This window comes from Streptomyces sp. NBC_00377, assembly GCF_036075115.1.
Taxonomy (GTDB): Bacteria; Actinomycetota; Actinomycetes; order Streptomycetales; family Streptomycetaceae; genus Streptomyces.
Genome location: NZ_CP107958.1, coordinates 4,321,116 through 4,339,560, shown reverse-complemented (window position 1 = coordinate 4,339,560; position 18,445 = coordinate 4,321,116). Strand labels below are relative to the sequence as shown.

19 protein-coding genes are annotated in these 18,445 nt (G+C 72.5%); 17 read left to right on the top strand and 2 right to left on the bottom strand.

Annotated features, from left to right (window positions below; translation table 11 throughout):
- Nucleotides 1-304: 304 nt before the first annotated feature.
- On the bottom strand, nt 305-1,921 hold the full coding sequence (locus OHS71_RS19435) for an MFS transporter (RefSeq protein WP_328480642.1): 1,617 nt from the start codon (nt 1,919-1,921) through the stop codon (nt 305-307).
- A 173-nt stretch (nt 1,922-2,094) separates the two neighbouring features.
- The gene (locus OHS71_RS19430; protein WP_328480641.1) at nt 2,095-2,505 is read right to left on the bottom strand and encodes a DUF7144 family membrane protein; all 411 of its coding nucleotides are present in this window, start codon (nt 2,503-2,505) and stop codon (nt 2,095-2,097) included.
- 198 nt (nt 2,506-2,703) lie between these two features.
- Here OHS71_RS19430 and OHS71_RS19425 point away from each other — a divergent pair, with 198 nt between their 5' ends.
- The 17 genes from OHS71_RS19425 (at nt 2,704) to OHS71_RS19345 (ending at nt 18,023) form a co-directional block, all read left to right on the top strand.
- Nucleotides 2,704-4,122, top strand: coding sequence for a DUF2252 domain-containing protein (locus tag OHS71_RS19425; RefSeq protein WP_328484568.1), 1,419 nt, complete (start codon nt 2,704-2,706; stop codon nt 4,120-4,122).
- A 206-nt stretch (nt 4,123-4,328) separates the two neighbouring features.
- Nucleotides 4,329-5,432, top strand: coding sequence for a LuxR C-terminal-related transcriptional regulator (locus tag OHS71_RS19420; RefSeq protein ID WP_328480640.1), 1,104 nt, complete (start codon nt 4,329-4,331; stop codon nt 5,430-5,432).
- A gap of 94 nt (nt 5,433-5,526) precedes the next feature.
- Nucleotides 5,527-5,793 carry an acyl carrier protein gene (locus tag OHS71_RS19415; protein WP_328480639.1) on the top strand — a complete coding sequence of 89 codons (267 nt, stop codon included), beginning with the start codon at nt 5,527-5,529 and terminating at the stop codon, nt 5,791-5,793.
- Nucleotides 5,794-5,853: 60 nt separating this feature from the next.
- A complete protein-coding gene (locus OHS71_RS19410; protein WP_328480638.1) occupies nt 5,854-7,104 on the top strand; it encodes a beta-ketoacyl-[acyl-carrier-protein] synthase family protein in 1,251 nt (416 codons plus the stop codon).
- Nucleotides 7,101-8,306, top strand: a complete 1,206-nt coding sequence (locus OHS71_RS19405; protein WP_328480637.1) for a beta-ketoacyl synthase N-terminal-like domain-containing protein — start codon at nt 7,101-7,103, stop codon at nt 8,304-8,306. The genes OHS71_RS19410 and OHS71_RS19405 overlap by 4 nt, the downstream gene beginning before the upstream one ends.
- Nucleotides 8,303-9,298, top strand: a complete 996-nt coding sequence (locus OHS71_RS19400; RefSeq protein ID WP_328480636.1) for a beta-ketoacyl synthase N-terminal-like domain-containing protein — start codon at nt 8,303-8,305, stop codon at nt 9,296-9,298. Before OHS71_RS19405 ends, OHS71_RS19400 begins: the two co-directional genes overlap by 4 nt.
- The gene (locus OHS71_RS19395) at nt 9,298-10,107 is read left to right on the top strand and encodes an alpha/beta fold hydrolase (RefSeq protein WP_328480635.1); all 810 of its coding nucleotides are present in this window, start codon (nt 9,298-9,300) and stop codon (nt 10,105-10,107) included. The genes OHS71_RS19400 and OHS71_RS19395 overlap by 1 nt, the downstream gene beginning before the upstream one ends.
- Before the next feature lie 26 nt (nt 10,108-10,133).
- A complete protein-coding gene (locus OHS71_RS19390) occupies nt 10,134-11,093 on the top strand; it encodes an acyl-CoA thioesterase (protein WP_328480634.1) in 960 nt (319 codons plus the stop codon).
- Nucleotides 11,090-12,232: a beta-ketoacyl-[acyl-carrier-protein] synthase family protein gene (locus tag OHS71_RS19385; RefSeq protein ID WP_328480633.1), complete on the top strand. Its 1,143-nt coding sequence runs from the start codon at nt 11,090-11,092 to the stop codon at nt 12,230-12,232. The genes OHS71_RS19390 and OHS71_RS19385 overlap by 4 nt, the downstream gene beginning before the upstream one ends.
- A complete protein-coding gene (locus OHS71_RS19380) occupies nt 12,229-13,200 on the top strand; it encodes a beta-ketoacyl synthase N-terminal-like domain-containing protein (RefSeq protein ID WP_328480632.1) in 972 nt (323 codons plus the stop codon). The genes OHS71_RS19385 and OHS71_RS19380 overlap by 4 nt, the downstream gene beginning before the upstream one ends.
- The gene (locus OHS71_RS19375; RefSeq protein ID WP_328480631.1) at nt 13,200-14,063 is read left to right on the top strand and encodes an SDR family oxidoreductase; all 864 of its coding nucleotides are present in this window, start codon (nt 13,200-13,202) and stop codon (nt 14,061-14,063) included. The genes OHS71_RS19380 and OHS71_RS19375 overlap by 1 nt, the downstream gene beginning before the upstream one ends.
- 17 nt (nt 14,064-14,080) lie before the next feature.
- Nucleotides 14,081-15,130 carry a beta-ketoacyl synthase N-terminal-like domain-containing protein gene (locus OHS71_RS19370; RefSeq protein WP_328480630.1) on the top strand — a complete coding sequence of 350 codons (1,050 nt, stop codon included), beginning with the start codon at nt 14,081-14,083 and terminating at the stop codon, nt 15,128-15,130.
- A gap of 115 nt (nt 15,131-15,245) precedes the next feature.
- Nucleotides 15,246-15,539, top strand: coding sequence for an acyl carrier protein (locus OHS71_RS19365; RefSeq protein WP_328480629.1), 294 nt, complete (start codon nt 15,246-15,248; stop codon nt 15,537-15,539).
- Nucleotides 15,536-15,964: a 3-hydroxyacyl-ACP dehydratase FabZ family protein gene (locus tag OHS71_RS19360; RefSeq protein ID WP_328480628.1), complete on the top strand. Its 429-nt coding sequence runs from the start codon at nt 15,536-15,538 to the stop codon at nt 15,962-15,964. The genes OHS71_RS19365 and OHS71_RS19360 overlap by 4 nt, the downstream gene beginning before the upstream one ends.
- A complete protein-coding gene (locus OHS71_RS19355) occupies nt 15,961-16,506 on the top strand; it encodes a 3-hydroxyacyl-ACP dehydratase FabZ family protein (protein WP_328480627.1) in 546 nt (181 codons plus the stop codon). Before OHS71_RS19360 ends, OHS71_RS19355 begins: the two co-directional genes overlap by 4 nt.
- A 15-nt stretch (nt 16,507-16,521) precedes the next feature.
- Nucleotides 16,522-17,310, top strand: a complete 789-nt coding sequence (fabG, locus tag OHS71_RS19350; protein WP_328480626.1) for a 3-oxoacyl-[acyl-carrier-protein] reductase — start codon at nt 16,522-16,524, stop codon at nt 17,308-17,310.
- Nucleotides 17,307-18,023, top strand: a complete 717-nt coding sequence (locus tag OHS71_RS19345) for a 2-hydroxychromene-2-carboxylate isomerase (RefSeq protein WP_328480625.1) — start codon at nt 17,307-17,309, stop codon at nt 18,021-18,023. Before fabG ends, OHS71_RS19345 begins: the two co-directional genes overlap by 4 nt.
- Nucleotides 18,024-18,445 lie beyond the last annotated feature (422 nt).

Sequence of the window (18,445 nt, the reverse complement as noted above, 5' to 3'; positions counted from 1 at the left end):
GGGCTCAGCTGGGAGGATCGGATAGAAGCGCATCAACCGGGCGGGATGCGGACGACCGCGCGCCCGGCGCGCGAGCCGCGCCGTGACGGCGTGGCCGAATTCACCCGCACCGTTCGGCAGCGGTCCGCACGAGGGGAGGGACCGGTGCCGAACGGCGCGGCGTACGACGCTCCGCGAACACCGCCGGACGGGACGGGGGACCGACGCGGAACCGACGCGGGCACGGGCATGACGCGGACGACGAGTGCTCCCCGGCAACCGGCGCGGTGGGCGGGTCAGCGCAAAACCGTGGGCGGCGGGGCCGCTACCGTCCGGCCGAGCCGGGCTGCACCGTCGGGATGCGGTGGGTGAAGAACAGGGCGAGCAGAGCGCTGAGCGCGAGGACGGCGAGGGCGGCGCGCAGTCCGTCGATGCGCGCCTCGGTGTTCGCGTCGAGAGCGGCGTCGGTCACCTCCGCGCTCGCGTCGGCGTCGTCGAGGGCCTTCCTCAGCTGGGCGTCGGACAGGAAGGGCACACCGCTCTGGAGCTGGGCGTTCGCCTGGGTCCTGACCTCCTCGGGGACCGCCGGGTTCTGTTCGATGCCGGTCAGGAACGAGGTGGTGAGCGCGCCGATCAGAAGCGATCCGGCGAGCGCCGTTCCGATCGAGGCCCCGAGGTTGGTGACGGAGTTCTGGATGCCGCCGACCTCCGCACTCTGCTCGTCCGGCACCGCGGACACGGTGACCGATCCGAGCTGGGAGGCCAGCATGCCCATGCCCAGCCCGATCAGCAGCAGCGGGACGGTCACGACCTCCGGGCCCGAGTCCGCGTCGAGTGCCGCCATCAGGACCACGGCCCCCGCGAACATCGCGAGGATCCCGAGCCGCACGACCCGCCGCGGTGAGACGTCGGGCAGGAGACGCGGGATCAGGATCGCCGCGGCCAGCAGGGTCAGCGAGAGCGGCAGGATGCGCGCACCGGTCCCGAGCGCCGACAGACCGAGCGCGATCGACAGGTACAGCGGTACGAGGAAGAACACGCCCATCTGCACGAGGTACTGGAAGAAGAACATCGTCAGGCCGCCGGTGAGCTGCTTGTTCTCCAGCAGGGCCGGATCCACGAGCGGTTCCCCGCCCCGTCCGACGAGCCGGGCCTCCCAGCGCAGGAAGACCCAGATCAGGAACAGTCCGGCGAGCACCAGCCACACGACCGGCGAGACTCCCAGCCAGGAGGGCGCGTCGGGCTTGGGCCGGAACCAGCCCCACTGGGAGGAGCGCAGGACGCCGAACACGAAGATCCCGAGCCCCAGGGCGCTGAGGACGGCCCCGAGGAAATCGATGCGCGGACGGGTGTCCGGCGTCGCGTCGGCGACCCGTCGGGCGAGCACCAGGATGCCGAGCACGAGGACCACCTCGCCGGCGAACACCCAGCGCCAGGAGAAGTACGTCGTGGCCACGCCGCCGATGAGCGGTCCCAGGGCGATGGCCACGGCCCCGGCGGCGGCGACGAGTCCGTAGGCGGCGGGGCGGCGCTCCACGGCGAAGTTGCCGGCGACGAGCGCCACGATCGCCGGGAGGATCAGCGCCGCCCCGATCCCTTCCAGGAGCGACCAGCCGATCAGCAGCACCGGCAGGTTCGGGGCGAGCGCCGTGGTCAGCGACCCGCAGCCGTAGACGACGCTGCCGATCATGAAAGCCCGCTTGCGGCCGATCAGCGCGCCGACCTTGCCGCCCGGGATCATGAGCATCGCCATCACGAGGGTGTACGCCGTGATGGCGCCCTGGATCCCGGTCACCGTCGAGTCCACGTCCTCGGCCACCGTGGCGATGGACACGTTCATGACGGAGCTGTCGAGCGCCATCAGGAACTGGCCCGCGGCGAGCGTCAGCAGGACGATCCGCGTCGTCGCCGGATTCCCGTGCGTGTTCGCTGTGGGGGGCATCGTCGCATTGTCGCCAGGGCTCCGGCAGCCGCGCGGAACGGACCCGCGACCCGCCACGAAGATCAGCCGGGTGGCCGGGTGGCCGGGTGGCGGGCGGGCGGACGGCGGGGTGGCCGGCTCGGCGTCCCGCGCGCCGTTCCGGCCGGGTGGAGAGTCCCGCCGTCAGCCTGCCGTCAGCGGTCCCGCGGGACGATGCACAGGGCCCAGATCACGAAGGCGTACAGCGCGATCAGGGTGAGCGACCAGACGGGGTAGTACGGGATCGACAGGAAGTTGGCGATGATCAGCAGGCCTGCGATGCCGACCGCCACGACCCGCGCCCAGGTGGCACGTGTGAAGAGGCCGGCGCTGACGCCGATGGCGATCACTCCGAGGACCAGTTGGATCCAGCCCCAGCTGGTCAGGTCGAACTTGAAGACGTAGTTCGGGGTGGTCACGTAGATGTCGTCGTCGGCGATGGCCATGATGCCCCGGAACAGGTCGAGGACACCGGCGATGAACAGCATGACGCCGGCGAAAGTCACCAGTCCGCCGGCGGTTGCCTCGGACGTGGCCGACCGGTGGTGCATCGAACTCGTGGTCATGGCGGATTCCTCACTTCGTCGGTGAATACGCGACGTGCAGCACTCCTCTCCGAGCCTGTGGGCCGGCGGGGCCGGGGAGATCACCCGAGGAGGGTGAAGTTCGCGGGGCGGAACGCTGCTGCTGTGGAAGCGGACGCACCGGCGGGGCGCGGGTGAGCCGGACGGCATGACCGACCGAAGGGATCCGAAGCCATGGCCATGACCCACAACTCATTGGACGGGCACGACGTGCGGCACCGCGCCCCGCAGGAGCGGGCCGCGCTCGGCAAGGCCGCGCGGGCCGCCGTGCCCCGCTCCAGCCACGCCGAGTTCTCGCCCGGACCGGGGCGGCCGGACCCGTTGGAGATCATCGAGAGGCAGTCGGCGGCACGGCTGAGCGACCTCGTACCGATCCGCTACGGCAGGATGTCCGAGTCGCCGTTCCGGTTCTACCGGGGTGCCGCCGCCATCATGGCGTCGGATCTCGCGGACACCCCGGCGTCCGGACTGCGCGCCCAGCTGTGCGGGGACGCGCACATGCTTAATTTCCGGCTGCTGGCCTCGCCCGAACGCCGCCTGATGTTCGACATCAACGACTTCGACGAGACGCTGCCGGGTCCCTGGGAGTGGGACGTCAAGCGGCTGGCCGCCAGCCTGGTCATCGCGGGCCGGGCCAACGGCTTCAGCACCAAGCAGCGGGCGTCGATCGTGCGGGCCACCGTGCGGTCCTACCGCGAGAGCATGCGGTCGTTCGCCGGACTCGGCAATCTGGCCGTCTGGTACGCCCAGTTCGACGTCGCCTCGGTCCGGGACCGCTTCGGGCCGGATCTGTCCGCGCGGGGCCGCGAGCGGTGGGCGCAGGCCGTGACCAAGGCGCGTTCGCGCGACACCCTTCAGGTCTTCGACAAGCTCACCCACGTCGACAACGGCAGGCGCCGCATCACCCCCGATCCACCGCTCGTCACGCCGCTCGAGGACCTGCTGCCGGAAAACCGGCGCGGCGATCTGGAAAAGGAGATCCGCCGGCTGATCGAGCGCTACGGCCAGAGCCTCTCGTCGGACCGGCGGTTCCTCCTCGAGCAGTACCGGGTGGCCGACATGGCCCGCAAGGTCGTCGGGGTCGGCAGCGTGGGCACCCGCTGCTGGATCGTGCTCCTGCTGGGCAAGGACGACGAGGATCCACTGTTCCTCCAGGCCAAGGAGGCCGACGAGTCGGTGCTGGCCCCCCACGCGGGGGCGAGCGCGTACCGGACACAGGGCGAGCGGGTGGTCGCCGGACAGCGGCTGATGCAGGCCACCAGCGACATCTTCCTGGGCTGGGAGCGCGTCGACGGCATCGACGGCCGGCGCCGGGACTTCTACGTGCGCCAGCTGCGGGACTGGAAGTGGGTCGCCGTCGCCGAGGACATGGTGCCCCGCGGCATGCGCACCTTCGGCGCGCTGTGCGGCGCGACGCTGGCCCGGGCCCACGCGCGATCCGGCGACCGCATCGCCATCGCCGCCTACCTGGGCGGCGGCGACAGCTTCGACCGTGCCCTGATGACCTTCGCCGAGCACTACGCCGACCAGAACGAGCGCGACCACGAGGCCCTGGTCACCGCCGTCCGAGCGGGCCGCCTGCCCGCGGAAGCGGCCTGAAGGGCTCTCCCGTCCTCAGGTCGTCCCGCGGGAAGCCGATGCCGCCGGGGGCTTCGTGGATACCGGGCTCCGGCCGGAAAGATATGCATAACGGGCGGGTGGGAGATCGTTGGAAAAACAAACAAACAACTTAAACACCAGGCTTACACTCTGGATGCCGGGGGGAGGTCGCAGGGGCGGCGGCCTTCATGACACGGGGGTGACGCATGCTGGAACTGCTGGGATTGGGAAAGAACCCGGCAGAGTTGTACCGGGCGGTGCTGGCGCATCCGGGGCTTTCGTTCGAAGACCTGGTGGACAACCTGAGGTGGCCGGCCGAGCGGGTGCGTGCCGCGCTCAACGAGTGCGTGCGGTTGTCGCTGATCAGGCCCTCCTGGGAGACGCCGGGCACCCTGCGGCCGGTCCCGCCGGACGTCGGGCTACAGGCTCTGCTCGCCAGGCACGAAGCCGAGATCCTGGATCAGCAGCGGCAGTTGACGGACGTGCGTGTCGAGGTGTCACGGCTCGTCCATGAATATGCCGAGACGCAGCGGGAGTCGCATCACATCGAGACCGAACGCATTGAGGGAATAGACGAGATCCGGTCACGGATCGAGGAAATCAGCCATTCCTGCCAGGACTCGCTGCTGGCTTTCCACCCCGGCGGCGGACAGTCCGCTTCCAGCCGCGCCGCGGGCCGGCCGCTGAGCAAGATCCTCCAGGGCCGTGGCGTCGTGATGCACACCATCTATCTCGACAGCATCTACAACGACCCCGAGTCGGTCGACTACGCGCGCTGGCTGACCCGTTCGGGGAACCACGTGCGCACCACTGCCTCGCTGCCGTCCCGCATGCTCATCTTCGACCGGACGCAGGCGGTCGTGCCCATCGACCCGGACGATTCCGGGGCCGGAGCCCTGGTGTTCCGCAGCGCCGGGATCCTCGCCAACCTCTGCGAGCTCTTCGACCAGGTGTGGGACAGGGCCGTACCGCTCAGCGGCGGGAAACGGCCGCGGCAGCCCGCCGAGGAGAACGAACTCACCAGTCAGGAACGGACCGTTCTGCGCCTGCTCGGGGAAGGACTCACCGACGAGGTGGTCGCCCGCCGGCTGGGTGTCTCGGTGCGTACCGGCCGCCGGATCACCGCGGACCTGATGGGCCGGCTCGGCGCCAAGAGCCGCTTCCAGGCCGGGATGCGCGCCGTGGAGTCCGGCTGGCTCGGCGGTGACGACGACCGGGACGAGTCCCTGGACGGGACCGCGGACGAGCCCGCCGAGTCCCTGGAGGAGATCCCGCGCGACGCCTCAGAGCTGCGGGGATCATCCGTATAGAGGCGGCATAGCGCCCCGCCCCACGATCGACTCACCGAACGGATGGGCGGAGTCGCACGACTCCGGATCCTCACCGATCTCCCAGGGAGTCGACATGACCAACGTGACCACCGGCCTGGACGCCGCGCGCAAGCAGGACATCAAGGAGGTCGTCTGCGACATCCTTGAGATCGACGAGGACGAGGTCACCGAGGTCAGCCTCTTCAAGGAGGACCACGACGCGGACTCGCTGCGCGCCATCGAGATCCTCGCCGCCCTCGAGCGCACCCAGCACGTGACGATCGACCAGGCCGAGCTCAGCCGCATGGTCAATCTCGTCGGCGTGTACACCGTCATCGAAGAGGCCTCCGCCCGCAGCTGACCGGCAGTGCTCCGGCCCTGCCCCGACGAGTCGGCTGAGTCAGCCAGAGGGTGAGCTTCGATGAACACAGGTATGCGAGGCACGGACCCCACCCCGCGCAGGGTGGTCGTCACCGGGCTCGGCGTTGTCACCAGTATCGGCATCGGTATCGACGCGTTCACCACCGGACTCCGCGAAGGACGTGGCGGAGTCAAGCCGATCACGACATTCGACACCACCGGGTTCGACTACGCCAACGGGTGCGAGATCGCGGACTTCGACCCGGCGCAGTGGATCCACCGGGTCGATCCCGACGAGCTCGGGCGGGCCAGCCAGTTCTCCGTCGCCGCCACCCGGATGGCCATCGAGGACGCGGGGCTGACCGTGGACGAGGTGAGGGGCCGCCGCTCCCTGGTGTCCGTGGGCACCACGGACGGCGAGTCCCGCGACCTCGACCAGCTCGTCGAGACCGGCCTCGCCACCGGCCCCGAGTCGTACGACCCGGTGGTCGCCCGCCGGGTGCCGGCCGGCCGGCTCTCCTCGGGCATCGTCCGCGAATTCGCCCTGGAGGACGTCGAGGCCGTCACGATCCCGACCGCCTGCGCGGCGGGGAACTACGCCGTCGGCTACGGCTACGACGCGCTGCGCAGCGGCGACGTGGACATCGCCCTGGTGGGCGGGGCGGACGCGCTGTGCCGCAAGACCTTCACCGGCTTCTACCGGCTCGGCACCATCGCCCCCGAGGTCTGCCAGCCCTTCGACAAGGACCGCAAGGGCATCCTCACGGGTGAGGGGGCCGGGATCCTCCTGCTGGAGAGCCTGGACTCCGCGCTCGCCCGGGGCGCCCGGATCTATGCGGAGGTGCTCGGCTACGGGCTCGCCTGTGACGCCCTGCACCCGGTCGCGCCCGACCGGGACAGCATCGCCCGCACGATCGAGATCGCCCACCGCAACGCGGGGGTGACGCCCGACCAGATCGACTTCGTCTCCGCGCACGGCACCGGCACCAAGGCCAACGACATCACCGAGGCCGGCGCGATCCGGCAGATCTTCGGCGCCGACGCCATGCCGCGGACCGTCTCCATCAAGTCGATGATCGGCCACAGCATGGGGGCGGCCAGCGCGGTCGCCGCCGCGGCCTGCGCCGTCGCCCTCACCCAGGGCTTCATCCCGCCGACCGTCAACCACCACGAGACCGACCCCGAGTGCGGTGTCGACTGCGTGCCCAACGAGGCCCGCGAGGCCGAGCTGAACATCGTCCAGAACAACGCGCTCGCCTTCGGCGGCAACAACGCGGTGGTCATCCTCGGCAAGTACCGGAGCGCGGCATGAGCTGGATCGTGACCGGGACGGGAGCCGTCGCCAGCATCGGTTCCACCACCGACGAGATCTACGGGTCGCTGGTGGCGGGCCGCAGCGGCCTCGCCGGACTGCGCGGCTACGACCGCAGCAGGTTCCGCGCCCAGGTCGCCTACGAGATCGACGACCGGCCGGCCCCCGGCGTCGACGAACCTCTGCGGGCCACCCGCTGGCTGGAGCAGGCCGTCGCTGCGGCCGCGCGCGAGGCCGGACTCGGTGACGACCTGTCGTCGGTGCCGGTCCTGGTCGGGACCACCCTGCGCGAGCTGCGCTCCGTCGAACTGTCCTGGCGGGACGGGACGCAGGTGGAGGTGGAGGACCTGCACTTCGGCACCATGCTGCGCAGGCGCTTCGGTGCCGCCGACACCCACACCGTCGCGAACGCCTGCTCCGCGTCGCTCTACACCCTGGCCCTCGCCACCGACCTGCTCGACCTCGGACAGGCCGACACGGTGGTGGTGGCCGGCGTGGACACCATCGCGGAGAGCACGTACGGGCTGCTCGACCGCTGCTACCCCGAGGCCCCGGACCGGGTGCGGCCGTTCGACCGGGACCGGCGCGGCATGCTCCAGGGCGAGGGCGCGGTCGCCGTGGTGCTGCGCAGGGAGGCCGACGGGCCCGGCCCCGGGGCCACCGTGCACGCACGGGTGCGCGGTGTCGCGGTCAACTGCGACGCCCACCACCCGTCGGCACCCGAGGCCAAGAGCATCGCCGCTGCCGTGCGGGAGGCCCACCGCCGGGCGGGGGTCGGCTCCGCCGACATCGACCTGGTGATGCTGCACGGCACGGGCACCCCCCTCAACGACGAGGCGGAGTCGGCGGCCCTCGGCTCGGTCTTCGCCGGTGTCGAGCCGTCCCCGTACATGACCGCGATCAAGTCGATGACCGGGCACACCGCCGGGGCGTCCGGGCTGCACAGCCTGGTCGCGGCGATCGACGTGATGCGGCGCGGGAGCGTGCCCCCGATCGTCGGGCTCGACGACCCCGTGGAGTCGGTGGCTGGATTCCAGCTGGTGCGCGGGCGGGCGGTGCGCCCCGACGAGGAGCTGCGGCTCGCCCAGATCGACTCCTTCGGCTTCGGCGGGCTCAACGCGGTCGCGATCGTCGAGCGGTACGCGGAACACGAGGCGGCCGGCGCGAACGGCGCCACCGCGGTGCGGGAGGAGAGGCAGTGAGCCCGATACGCGTCGTGGTCACCGGACTCGGTACGGCGGTCCGCGGTCTCGACAGCCCCGAAGAACTGCTCGGCGGCCGGCGGTCCGACGGGGCGTCCGCCGACCCGGTGGACCGGCTGACCGGCCGTGGCCTGCGCTACAAGGACCGGGCCACCAAGCTCGCCATGGTCGCGGGCCGCGAGGCGCTCGCCGCCGCCGCACTGATCGGGGCGGACGGCGCGCCGACCGTGCCCGGCGAGTCCGTCGGCACCGTCGTCAGCACCAACTTCGGCAACGTCGACACCATGTGCGAGACGGTCGCCACCATCGCCCGCGACACCTACCTCGCCACCAGTCCCATGCTGCTGCCGGCGACCTCCAGCAACGTGGTCGCCTCCTGGCTGGCCATCACGCACGGTCTGCGCGGCGCCAACCTGACCCTGTGCAACGGCCGTACCTCGGGCCTCGACGCGGTCAACTGGGGCCGGCTGCTGATCGGTTCGGGACGGGTCGAGCGGGCGCTCGTGGTGGGGGTGGAGCCGGACAACCCGGCCGTCCGCCATCTCGCCCCGGAACAGGACGAGTTCTTCGACGGCGCGGCCGCCCTGGTGCTCGAGTCCGCCGCTTCGGCGGCCGCGCGCGGGGTGCGGCCGCTGGCCGGGCTCGGTCCCTACGCGCGCCGGGCGGAGCACACCAGGGCCGTCGCGGACGTACGCGCGGGTGAACCTCGCGCCGTCGGCCTGTGGTGCGTTCCCGAGCACCCCGAGGGCATCCGGGCCCCCGGCGCCTCCCTCGGGGCGGTGCCGGGCAGTGCCGTGCACGACCTGTCCGCGCTGCTCGGACCCAGCTCGGGAGCGCTCGGTGTGCTCCAGTGCGTGACCGGCACGGCCTGGCTGGCGGGCGCCGCGCCGGACGAGGCCGACGCGGTGGTGCTCGCCAGCGCGGGCATCGGCGACACCGGCCGCGACGATGCGGCGGCGGCCCTCATCCTCACCCCGGCGGGGAGCGCGTGATGACGTCCCACGGAGCCGGCGAAGGCAGTATGCGGGTACGGCTGCGCAGGGCGGCGCACGACGGCGCCCGGCGGCCCGTGCGGGTGCTGCTCCTGCACGGCCTCGCCGGATCGACCGCCGTGTGGCGGCGGTTCACGGAGCTGTCCGGAGGCGAACTGGAGCTGTGGGAGGCCGAACTTCCCTGGGCCGCCCACGGCGACACCCGCTGGAGCCACGACCCGGACCCGGTGCCCTGGGTGGCCAGGGCGCTGGACGCCGTACCCGGGCGGGTCGATCTGCTGATCGCGCACTCCTTCGCCGCCAACGCCGTACTCGAACTCCTGGTGTCGCGTCCCGCCGGCCGGCCGGGCGCCGCCGTCCTCGTGTCACCGTTCCACCGCGGTACGCCCGAGGAGTTCGAGTGGGACACCGCCGTCTACTACCTGCACGGCTTCCAGCGCATCCTCGACGAAGGGCTGCGGGTCGGCTCCGACGGCCGGATCCCCGCCGAGCTGCGCGAGGCCATGGCCCTGCGGGTGCGTGACCGGATCGGCCCCTACGGCTGGATGCGGTTCTTCGACGCGTACCTGCGCAGTCCCTTCCTCGACACCTCGGCCGTCGGGCTGCCCACCCTCGTCGTGGCCGGCGAGCACGACTTCGCCGCCAGGCCCGCGGACGCCCGTGCCCTCGCCGCGGCGCTGCCGGACGCCCGACTGCGGATCTTCGAACGGTCCGGGCACTTCCCGATGGCCGAGCAGCCCGAACTGTTCGCGGGGGCCGTGCACGGCTTCCTGTCGTCCCTGACGCCCGCCTCCTCCCTTTCCTCCTGACCGCCCGCCTACGCACCGGAGTTGACGTGACCGCGAACAGCACCGCCCTCACCCTCCAGGAGCCGAGCTCCCTGGACATACGGCCCCGCTACGAGGGCTCCAACATCTGCACCTGGATCGGCTTCAAGCACGTCAACTACCTCGTCGAGGAAGCCGTGCTGAACCATCTGCGACAGGGCGGCCTCCTGCCGGGCACGGTGTACGAGACGTACGGCCTGTGCACCGACATCGTCGACATCGACACCCGCATCCTGCACGCCTTCCACATCGACGACGTGGCGCACGCCGAGGTCAAACCGCACCGCAGGGCCAAGGACGGCGAACTGCTCCTCTCCGTGGTGCTGCACGTCCAGCGCGACACCCTCCTGAAGGCCGTGACCTCCACCGTCCGCGTCCAGCTGCGCCTCGACCCGCGCGGCGGGGGCAACGAGCCGGTGCCCGAGTCCCTCGCCCCGTACGCCGTCGAGCGGCTGGCCGCCGCCCCCGCCTGGGACGTCACCGCCCCCGAGGTGAACCCGGACTCCGCGGACCTGGTCAAGGAGCTGACGGCGGGCACCAACTCCTTCGCCTGGAAGTTCCGGATCCCCTACTGGTACTGCCACTTCACCGAGCGCATCCAGATGTCGGGCTACCTGCGGCTGATGGAGGAGGCCAAGGACCAGCTCGTCGCCGCCCGGGGCGTGTCCATCAAGACCCTCCTCGACGAGCAGAACTGGATCCCCGTCGTCCCGCACTCGCGCATCACCGTCCTCGACGAGGCGCGCATGGAGGAGGACCTGTACGTCGTCCTCACCGTCGAGGAGGTCTTCAAGGGCTTCACCTACACCTCCCGGATGGACACCTACGTCGTCCGTGACGGTGCGCTGGTGCACACCGCGACCGGCAGGATCACCCACGGCTACGCGGTGATCGAGAACCGCCGCGACTGGAGCCTGGTCTCCTTCGACGACCGCATGAACGCGGCGCTGGAGGGCAAGTCGGCATGACCGGCGAGGTCGTGGTCACCGGGATCGGTGCCGTCACCTGCCACGGCGGGGGCACGGACACACTGTGGCGTGCCATGACGGCGGCCGGGATCCGCCGGCCGGACGAGCCGGCGGACCCGCTCGCGGTGATGGACCTGCCGCGGATCAACCTGGTGCCCGACCCCGACCTGCGGGCGGCGCGCGCCACCCGGTTCGCCGTCGCGGCGGCCCGTGAGGCGCTCGCCGACGCGGGTCTGACCGGGCTGTCCGAGGCGGCGGTCGTCCTCGGCAGCTGCATGGGCGAGCCCGGTCCCAACGAGCGCGAGCGGGGCGGCGAGGAATGGACCGCGCCGTTCCGGCTGGCCTCCGCGACCGCCACGCGACTCGGCCTGGCGGGCGTCGCCCACGACATCGGCAACGCCTGCTCGGCCGGCGGCTACGCACTGGGCATGGCGTACGACATGGTGCGCGCGGGCGAGACCGACGTGGTGCTCGCCGGCGGGTCCGACGCCTACTCGCGGGTCGCGCTCGGCTGCTTCAACCGGCTCGGCGCGGTCGACCCGGACCGGTGCCGGCCCTTCGAGACCGACCGGGCCGGCACGGTCTTCGCCGAGGGCGCGGGCATCCTCGTCGTCGAGTCCGCGGCCCACGCCGAGGCCCGCGGCGCCACCGCCCCGCTGACCCTGGCCGGCTCCGGCTGGAGCTGCGACGCGGGCCATGTGACGGCGCCGCACGCGGACGGCGAGCAGATCGTCCGGGCCATGCGCGAGGCCGTCGGCCCGGCGGGCGGTGCCGCGTCCATCGGGTGTGTGATCCCGCACGGCACCGGGACGCGGCTCGGCGACGAGGTGGAGAGCCAGGCGCTGCACCGGGTCTTCGGCGAGCGGACGCCCGAGGTGCCCCTCTACAGCCTCAAGGCGCTGCTCGGCCATGCGGGCGGAGCGTCGGCCGCGCTCGGCGCGGTCGCGGGCGCGCTGATCCTGCGCGACGGGCACGTCCCGCGCAACGTGCCGCTGCGCGAGCAGGACCCCGCGTGCGCGGTGTGGCTGCCGCAGCGCGCTCCGGTGCCGCTGCCGCGCGGCCGGCGGCGGGTCCTGGTGAACGCGTACGGGTTCGGCGGCAGCAATTCCTCACTGGTCCTGGAAGGAGCGGCGGCATGAGCGGGACCATGTGGGCCGTGACGGGGGTCGGCTCGGTCGCCCCCGAGACCGGCGCCGAGGACGGCGACTGGTTCGACCACCGGGTCCGGCTCGGGCCGCGCGGCTACAAGTACCTGCCCGCCGCCGCCCAGTACCTCCTCGCCGCGGCCCGCGAGGCGCTCGCCGACGGCGGCCGCACCGACGCGGTGCCCGCGGACCGCAGAGGCGCCGCGTTCGCGCTCAACGGCGGTTTCGCCGAACTCTTCGACACCATGGACCGCCGGATCGCGCTGGAGGGCGGCGCGGCCGGACTGTCACCCGCGACGGCGCCCTACTTCGCGGTGAGCCTGCTCGGCTCCCGCCTCACCTCCGAACTCGGCCTGAAAGCCTTTGCGTTGACGTCGGCGAGCCCGAGGGTCGCGGCCCTGGAGGCGGTCGAGGCAGGGGGCCGCGCCCTCGCGGCCGGCCGCTGCGACACGCTCCTGGCAGGCGCGGCCGAGCACCGGCTCCCCAAGAGTCCGGCCGGGGACGGAGAACAGGGCGCCGTCGCCCTGACCCTGGAGCCGCGGGCCGCCGCCGAGGCGCGCGGCGCCCGCGTCCGGGGCACCGTCGCCGCCCGGTCGCTGTTCGTCCCGCCCGGCCGTGAACTGCCCGCCGGGCTGATCCCCGGGGCGGTGCGCAGGCTGCTGTCGGACCTGGACACCGAGGTGGAGGTCCACCACGTCTCGGACGGCTCGCCGTTCGGCTCGGCGGTGGCCGCCGCCGTGGACCGGGCCGCCGGCGCCACCGGGCGGGTGACCCCGGCGGGGGCGGGCTGTCTGGCCGCCGCCCAGGCGCTGGCCGGGCTGTTCACCGGTCCGCCCGGCACCCGGCTGCTGACCACCGCCACGCGCGAGGGGCACGCCGCGCTGGCACTGGTCCGTACCGGACCGGACCCGTACCGGAATCCCGAGACGTCGCACACTTCCCAGAAGCGGGGGACCCACTGATGCTGAAATCCCTTGAAGGCAGCTGGTGCCTGGTACTCGGCGCCTCCAGCGGAATCGGCCGGGCCATCAGCCTCGGCCTGGCCCGCGAGGGGGTCAACGTCGTCGGGGTGCACTTCGACACCGCGGCCCGTGACGAGGAGGTCGCGGCACTCGTCGAGGAGATCCGCGGGCACGGCGTCGAGGTGTCCTTCCACAACGCGAACGCCGCGAGCCGCGCCACCCGCGACCGGCTGGTGCCCGAGATCGCCGAACTGACCGGCTCCACCGGCGGCATCCGCATCCTGGTGCACTCCCTCGCCTTCGGCACGCTCGTGCCGTTCCTGCCCCGCGAGGGCTGGGAGCGGCCCATCGCCCCCCGTCAGCTGGAGATGACCCTCGACGTCATGGCGCACAGCCTCGTCTACTGGACGCAGGACCTGCACCGGGCCGGACTGCTGCGCAGCGGTTCCAAGATCTACGCGATGACCAGCGCGGGCGTCGTGCAGGCGCTGCCCAGCTACGGCGCGGTCTCCGCCGCCAAGAGCGCCCTGGAAGCCCATGTCCGGCAGCTCGCCTGCGAGTTGGCGCCGCAGGGCATCGCCGTCAACGCACTGCGGGCCGGTGTCACGCTGACGCCCGCGCTCCAGGCCATCCCCGAGCACGCCGGCTATGTCGCGCGCGCCGCGGTGAACAACCCGCACTCCCGGCTGACCAGGCCCGACGACGTCGCCGAGGCGATCGCGGTGCTCTCGCGCACCGACTCGTCCTGGATCAGCGGCAACACCATCGGCGTGGACGGCGCCGAACTGCATGCCGCCGCCGGGGCCTGGGGCCCCGCCGGAACCGGCACCACCGACAACGCGCCGAAGGGCGAGGGACGATGACCGCAGACAGTCTTGTCGTGTCCGGATGGTCCACGGGATCGCCGTACGGGCTCGGCGCCGAGGCGTTCGCCGACGGGGTGCGCGCGGGCCGGGACGCCACGACCGCGTCCGGTCAGGGACCGTACCGGCGGGCCGGTGAGATACCGGAGTTCGACGCGCGCGCGATCCTCGGCCGCAAGGGCACCCGGTCCATGGACCGGGCCACCGCCATCGCCGTCACCACCACCGGCATGCTCCTGGAGACCGCCGGCGGCGGCCTCGCCGGAGACCGGCCCGACGGCATCGGCATGGTGCTCGGTACCGGCCACGGCAGCGTGCAGAGCATCATGGACTTCACCCGTGACTCCCTCACCGGGGAGAAGCCCTTCCACGTCGACCCGGCCCGCTTCCCCAACACGGTGATGAACCGGGCGGCCGGACAGAGCGCCATCTGGCACACCCTGCGCGGCCCCAACGCCACCGTGGCCGGCGGCGCACTGACCGGACTGCTGGCCCTGAACTACGCGTCGCGGCTGCTGCGGCAGGGCCACTGCGAGGCCGTGCTGTGCGGGGCCGTCGAGGAGTACTCGGCCGACCGCGCCTGGCTGGAGTACCGGGGCAGACAGGACACCCCCCGACGCTCCGCGGGACCGCTCGGCGAGGGCTGTGCGCTGTTCCTCCTCGAACCGCGCAGCCGTGCAGAGGCGTACGGGCGCAGCCCGCTGGCCACGCTGCTCGGCAGCCGCTTCCTCGGGTTCCCGGAGCCGGAGGGCGCCCAGCAGGCCGTCGTACGGGCCGTCACCGAGGCGCTCAAGGAGGCAGGCGCGGAGCCCGAGGACGTGTCGCTGATCGTGCCGAGCGACACCGGCGGCGCCCTCGGCGGACGCGAGGAGGCCGCCCTCAACGAGGTGTTCGGCCCGCACCGGCCCCGCCGCCTGCGCCTGCGCCGGCTCATCGGCGACGCCTCCGCCGCGTCCGCCGCCTTCCAGCTGGCCGCCGCGCTCTGCGTCACCGAACCCGGCGGGGTGGCCCTGGTCACCTCCGTCGACCCCGACGGCCAGGCGGGCTGCACGCTGCTGCGGGTCTGAACCCGTGCTGCCGACCGCCCGCCGCCGCGCCTACCGCACCCGCCGCCTGCTCGTCCGGGCCCTGTACGCCGCGCCCGCCGCCCCAGTCCGACGCATCCTCGAACGGAAGACGACCATGACCGAGACCACAGTCAGCAGCGACGCCACCGGCACCCGCGCCCTCGACAAGGAGGAACTGCGCGTCCTCGTCGCGGAGATCCTCGACCTCGACGCCACGGAGGTGACCGACGAGGCCCACTTCGTCGACGACCTCGACGTGGACTCGCTGATGGCCCTGGAGATAACCGTGCGCCTGGAGCGGGAGTACGCGGTGAAGATGGCCGAGGCCGAACTCGTCGCCATCACCTCCCTGCGGGGCACCTACGAGCTGCTCCAGAGCAAGCTGAAGGAGAAGGAGGGGGCCGCGTGAGCCCCGCGAGCGCGCTCGGCGCGCACGGCCTGGAGCTGCTGCGCAACGAGCCGTCCGGCGCCACCACCGCCTTCGTCGCCGAGCCCGGCGACCCGGTGCTCATCGGCCACTACCCGGGCTTCCCGGTACAGCCGGGCGTGTTCCTGCTCGAGGCCGCCGACCGCACCGCCCGGCTCTGGGCGGACGGCGCCGGTCTCGGCGCGGGCCTCGAACTGGTCGCCATGGACCGCTGCCGCTTCCGCCGTCCGGTCTTCCCCGGCGACCGGGTCTCCACCGAGGTGACGGTCGACGTCGGTGAGGACGGCGGGCTGCTGACCGCCAGGGCGTCCGCGCTCACCGTGGCCGGAGCCGTCGCCGACATCAGACTGCGCTACCGCCGCACCGGCGCGGCGACGACACCGACGTCCGAAGGAGAGGCCAAGTGAACGTGTCCGCACCCGAGGAGGCACCTCACGCGACCGCCGGGACCGGCGGATTCCACGGGATCCACCGGATCAAGAACACCATCCCGCACCGCTTCCCCATCCTGCTCGTCGACCGGATCGGCGAGGTCGTCCCCGGCGCGCGCATGACGGCGTACAAGGCGATCTCCGGCAACGAGCCCTGCTACGCGCAGCTCGGGCAGCACGCGGCGCCCGCCGACTACGCGTATCCGATCGCCTTCGTCGTCGAGTCGTGGGCGCAGTCCGCCGTGCTCCTGTCCACCTGGGAGCAGCCGAACCCGGACGTGCTCGCCGGCAAGGTCGAACTGGCCGGCGCCATCAACGACGTGGTCTTCGACGGCCAGGCGTACCCGGGGGAGGTCCTCGAACACTCCGTACGTCTGCTCAAGCAGGCCGGGGACACCGCCATCCTCGCCGGGGAGACCCATGTCGGCGGCCGCCGGCTCCTGAGCGTCGGCGCCTTCGTCGTCGCCCTCAAGGACGTCACCGAACTGCTGCCCGCGCCCGCGGGCCTGCCTGTGTGAAAGGAGGACATCACCATGACTGCTGAGACTTCCCCGGCCGCTCGTGCCGCTCGGCCGGACGGGACCACCGGGGCGAAGGTCGCTCTGGTCACCGGCGGCTCGCGCGGTATCGGCCGCGCCGTCGTGAACCGGCTCGCGAGCGACGGCTACGACATCGCGTTCTGCTACCGCTCCGACGAGGCCGCCGCCGACCTGGTGGCGAAGGAGGTCACCGCCCTGGGCCGCAGGGCGTTCGCCCGCAAGGTGGACGTCGCGGAGCGCGAGCAGGTCAAGGCGTTCGTCACGAGCGTCGAGGACGAGTTCGGGCCCGTCGCCGCCGCGGTCACCTCGGCCGGGATCACCCGGGACAACCCGCTCGTCCTGATGCCCGACGACGACTGGGACGCGGTGATAGGAACCAACCTGGACGGCACGTACCACGTCTGCCGTTCGGTGATCTTCCCGATGATCAAACGGCGCGGCGGCGCGGTCGTGACCCTGTCGTCCGTCGCCGGTGTCGCGGGCAACGCCGCACAGACCAACTACGCGGCGTCCAAGGCCGGCATCATCGGATTCACCCGCTCCCTCGCCAAGGAGGGCGGCCGGTACAACATCCGCGCCAACACGGTCGCCCCGGGCTTCATCGACACCGACATGACGTCGGTCCTGGCGGAGAAGGTCACCAAGGAGATGCTCGGGCGGATCCCGCTGGGCCGCTTCGGAACGGCCGCCGACGTCGCCGCGCTCGTCTCCTTCCTCGTCTCCGACCAGGCCGCCTACGTCACCGGACAGGTGTTCCAGGTGGACGGCGGCATCGCGCTGTGAGCAGCGGGAAGCGCAAGCGGGTGACGCCGCGGTTCTACTTCTCGCTGCGCAGCCCGTACTCCTGGCTCGCCTACCGCGAACTCGTCGACGAGCACCCCGAACTGGCCGCACGGATCGAGTGGATCCCGTTCTGCGAGCCGGACGAGCTGAGCCGCAAGATGCTGGACGCGGCGGGCGGGGAGTTCCCCTACGCGGCGATGTCGGCGGCGAAGCACCGCTACATCCTCCAGGACGTACGGCGGCTCGCCGCGGCGCGCGGGCTGAGCTTCCGGTGGCCCGTCGACCGGGACCCCGTGTGGGAGGTGCCGCACCTCGGGTACCTCGCCGCCCGGCGGCACGGCAGGGGCGCGGAGTTCGTCGCGCTCGCCGCGCGGGCCCGCTGGGAGGAGGGCCGGGACATCTGCGACCCGGCGACCATCGGCTCCTTCGGTCCGGAACTCGGCATCGACAGTGCCGAGTTGGCGGGCGCGTCCGACGATCCGCAGCTGCGTGAGGAGGGCCTCGCGGCGCTGCTCGCGGTGCACCGCGACGGGGTGTTCGGGGTGCCCTTCTTCACCGTCCACTACGACAAGTTCTGGGGCGTCGACCGGCTCCGGGACTTCGTGACGGCGGCCGCCGCCCGCGAGGTTCTGGAAGCCGACCGCTCCCGCGCATCCGAGGAGCTCCCGCACGGCCCGTCGTTCGACGACGGCCACGCGGGCGGCTGCGGCTGACGGGCGGGGACGTGGACCACTGCCGTGCATCCGTGGGGTTCCCGTACGGTTCGTCGTTCGACGAGGGCCACGCGGGCGGCTGCGGCTGACGGGCGGGGACGTGGACCGCTGCCGCGTATCCGTGGGGTTCCCGTACGGTTCGTCGTTCGACGAGGGCCACGCGGGCGGCTGCGCCTGACGGGCGGGGACGTGGACCGCTGCCGCGTATCCGTGGGGTTCCCGTACGGTTCGTCGTTCGACGAGGGCCACGCGGGCGGCTGCGGCTGACGGGCGGGGACGTGGACCGCTGCCGCGTATCCGTGGGGTTCCCGTACGGTTCGTCGTTCTCGGGCGGCCACGCGGGTGGTTGCGGCTGCCGCCGGGCGGCGGGGCCACCGGGCGGCACGGCCCCTCGCACGGCTCGTGGGCCCCTCGCACGGCCG

Coding starts and splice junctions, on each gene's coding strand:
- OHS71_RS19435 (WP_328480642.1), bottom strand. CDS start 1,921: ATGCCCCCCACAGCGAACACGCACGGGAATCCGGCGACGACGCGGATC.
- OHS71_RS19430 (WP_328480641.1), bottom strand. CDS start 2,505: ATGACCACGAGTTCGATGCACCACCGGTCGGCCACGTCCGAGGCAACC.
- OHS71_RS19425 (WP_328484568.1), top strand. CDS start 2,704: ATGACCCACAACTCATTGGACGGGCACGACGTGCGGCACCGCGCCCCG.
- OHS71_RS19420 (WP_328480640.1), top strand. CDS start 4,329: ATGCTGGAACTGCTGGGATTGGGAAAGAACCCGGCAGAGTTGTACCGG.
- OHS71_RS19415 (WP_328480639.1), top strand. CDS start 5,527: ATGACCAACGTGACCACCGGCCTGGACGCCGCGCGCAAGCAGGACATC.
- OHS71_RS19410 (WP_328480638.1), top strand. CDS start 5,854: ATGAACACAGGTATGCGAGGCACGGACCCCACCCCGCGCAGGGTGGTC.
- OHS71_RS19405 (WP_328480637.1), top strand. CDS start 7,101: ATGAGCTGGATCGTGACCGGGACGGGAGCCGTCGCCAGCATCGGTTCC.
- OHS71_RS19395 (WP_328480635.1), top strand. CDS start 9,298: ATGACGTCCCACGGAGCCGGCGAAGGCAGTATGCGGGTACGGCTGCGC.
- OHS71_RS19385 (WP_328480633.1), top strand. CDS start 11,090: ATGACCGGCGAGGTCGTGGTCACCGGGATCGGTGCCGTCACCTGCCAC.
- OHS71_RS19380 (WP_328480632.1), top strand. CDS start 12,229: ATGAGCGGGACCATGTGGGCCGTGACGGGGGTCGGCTCGGTCGCCCCC.
- OHS71_RS19375 (WP_328480631.1), top strand. CDS start 13,200: ATGCTGAAATCCCTTGAAGGCAGCTGGTGCCTGGTACTCGGCGCCTCC.
- OHS71_RS19365 (WP_328480629.1), top strand. CDS start 15,246: ATGACCGAGACCACAGTCAGCAGCGACGCCACCGGCACCCGCGCCCTC.
- fabG (WP_328480626.1), top strand. CDS start 16,522: ATGACTGCTGAGACTTCCCCGGCCGCTCGTGCCGCTCGGCCGGACGGG.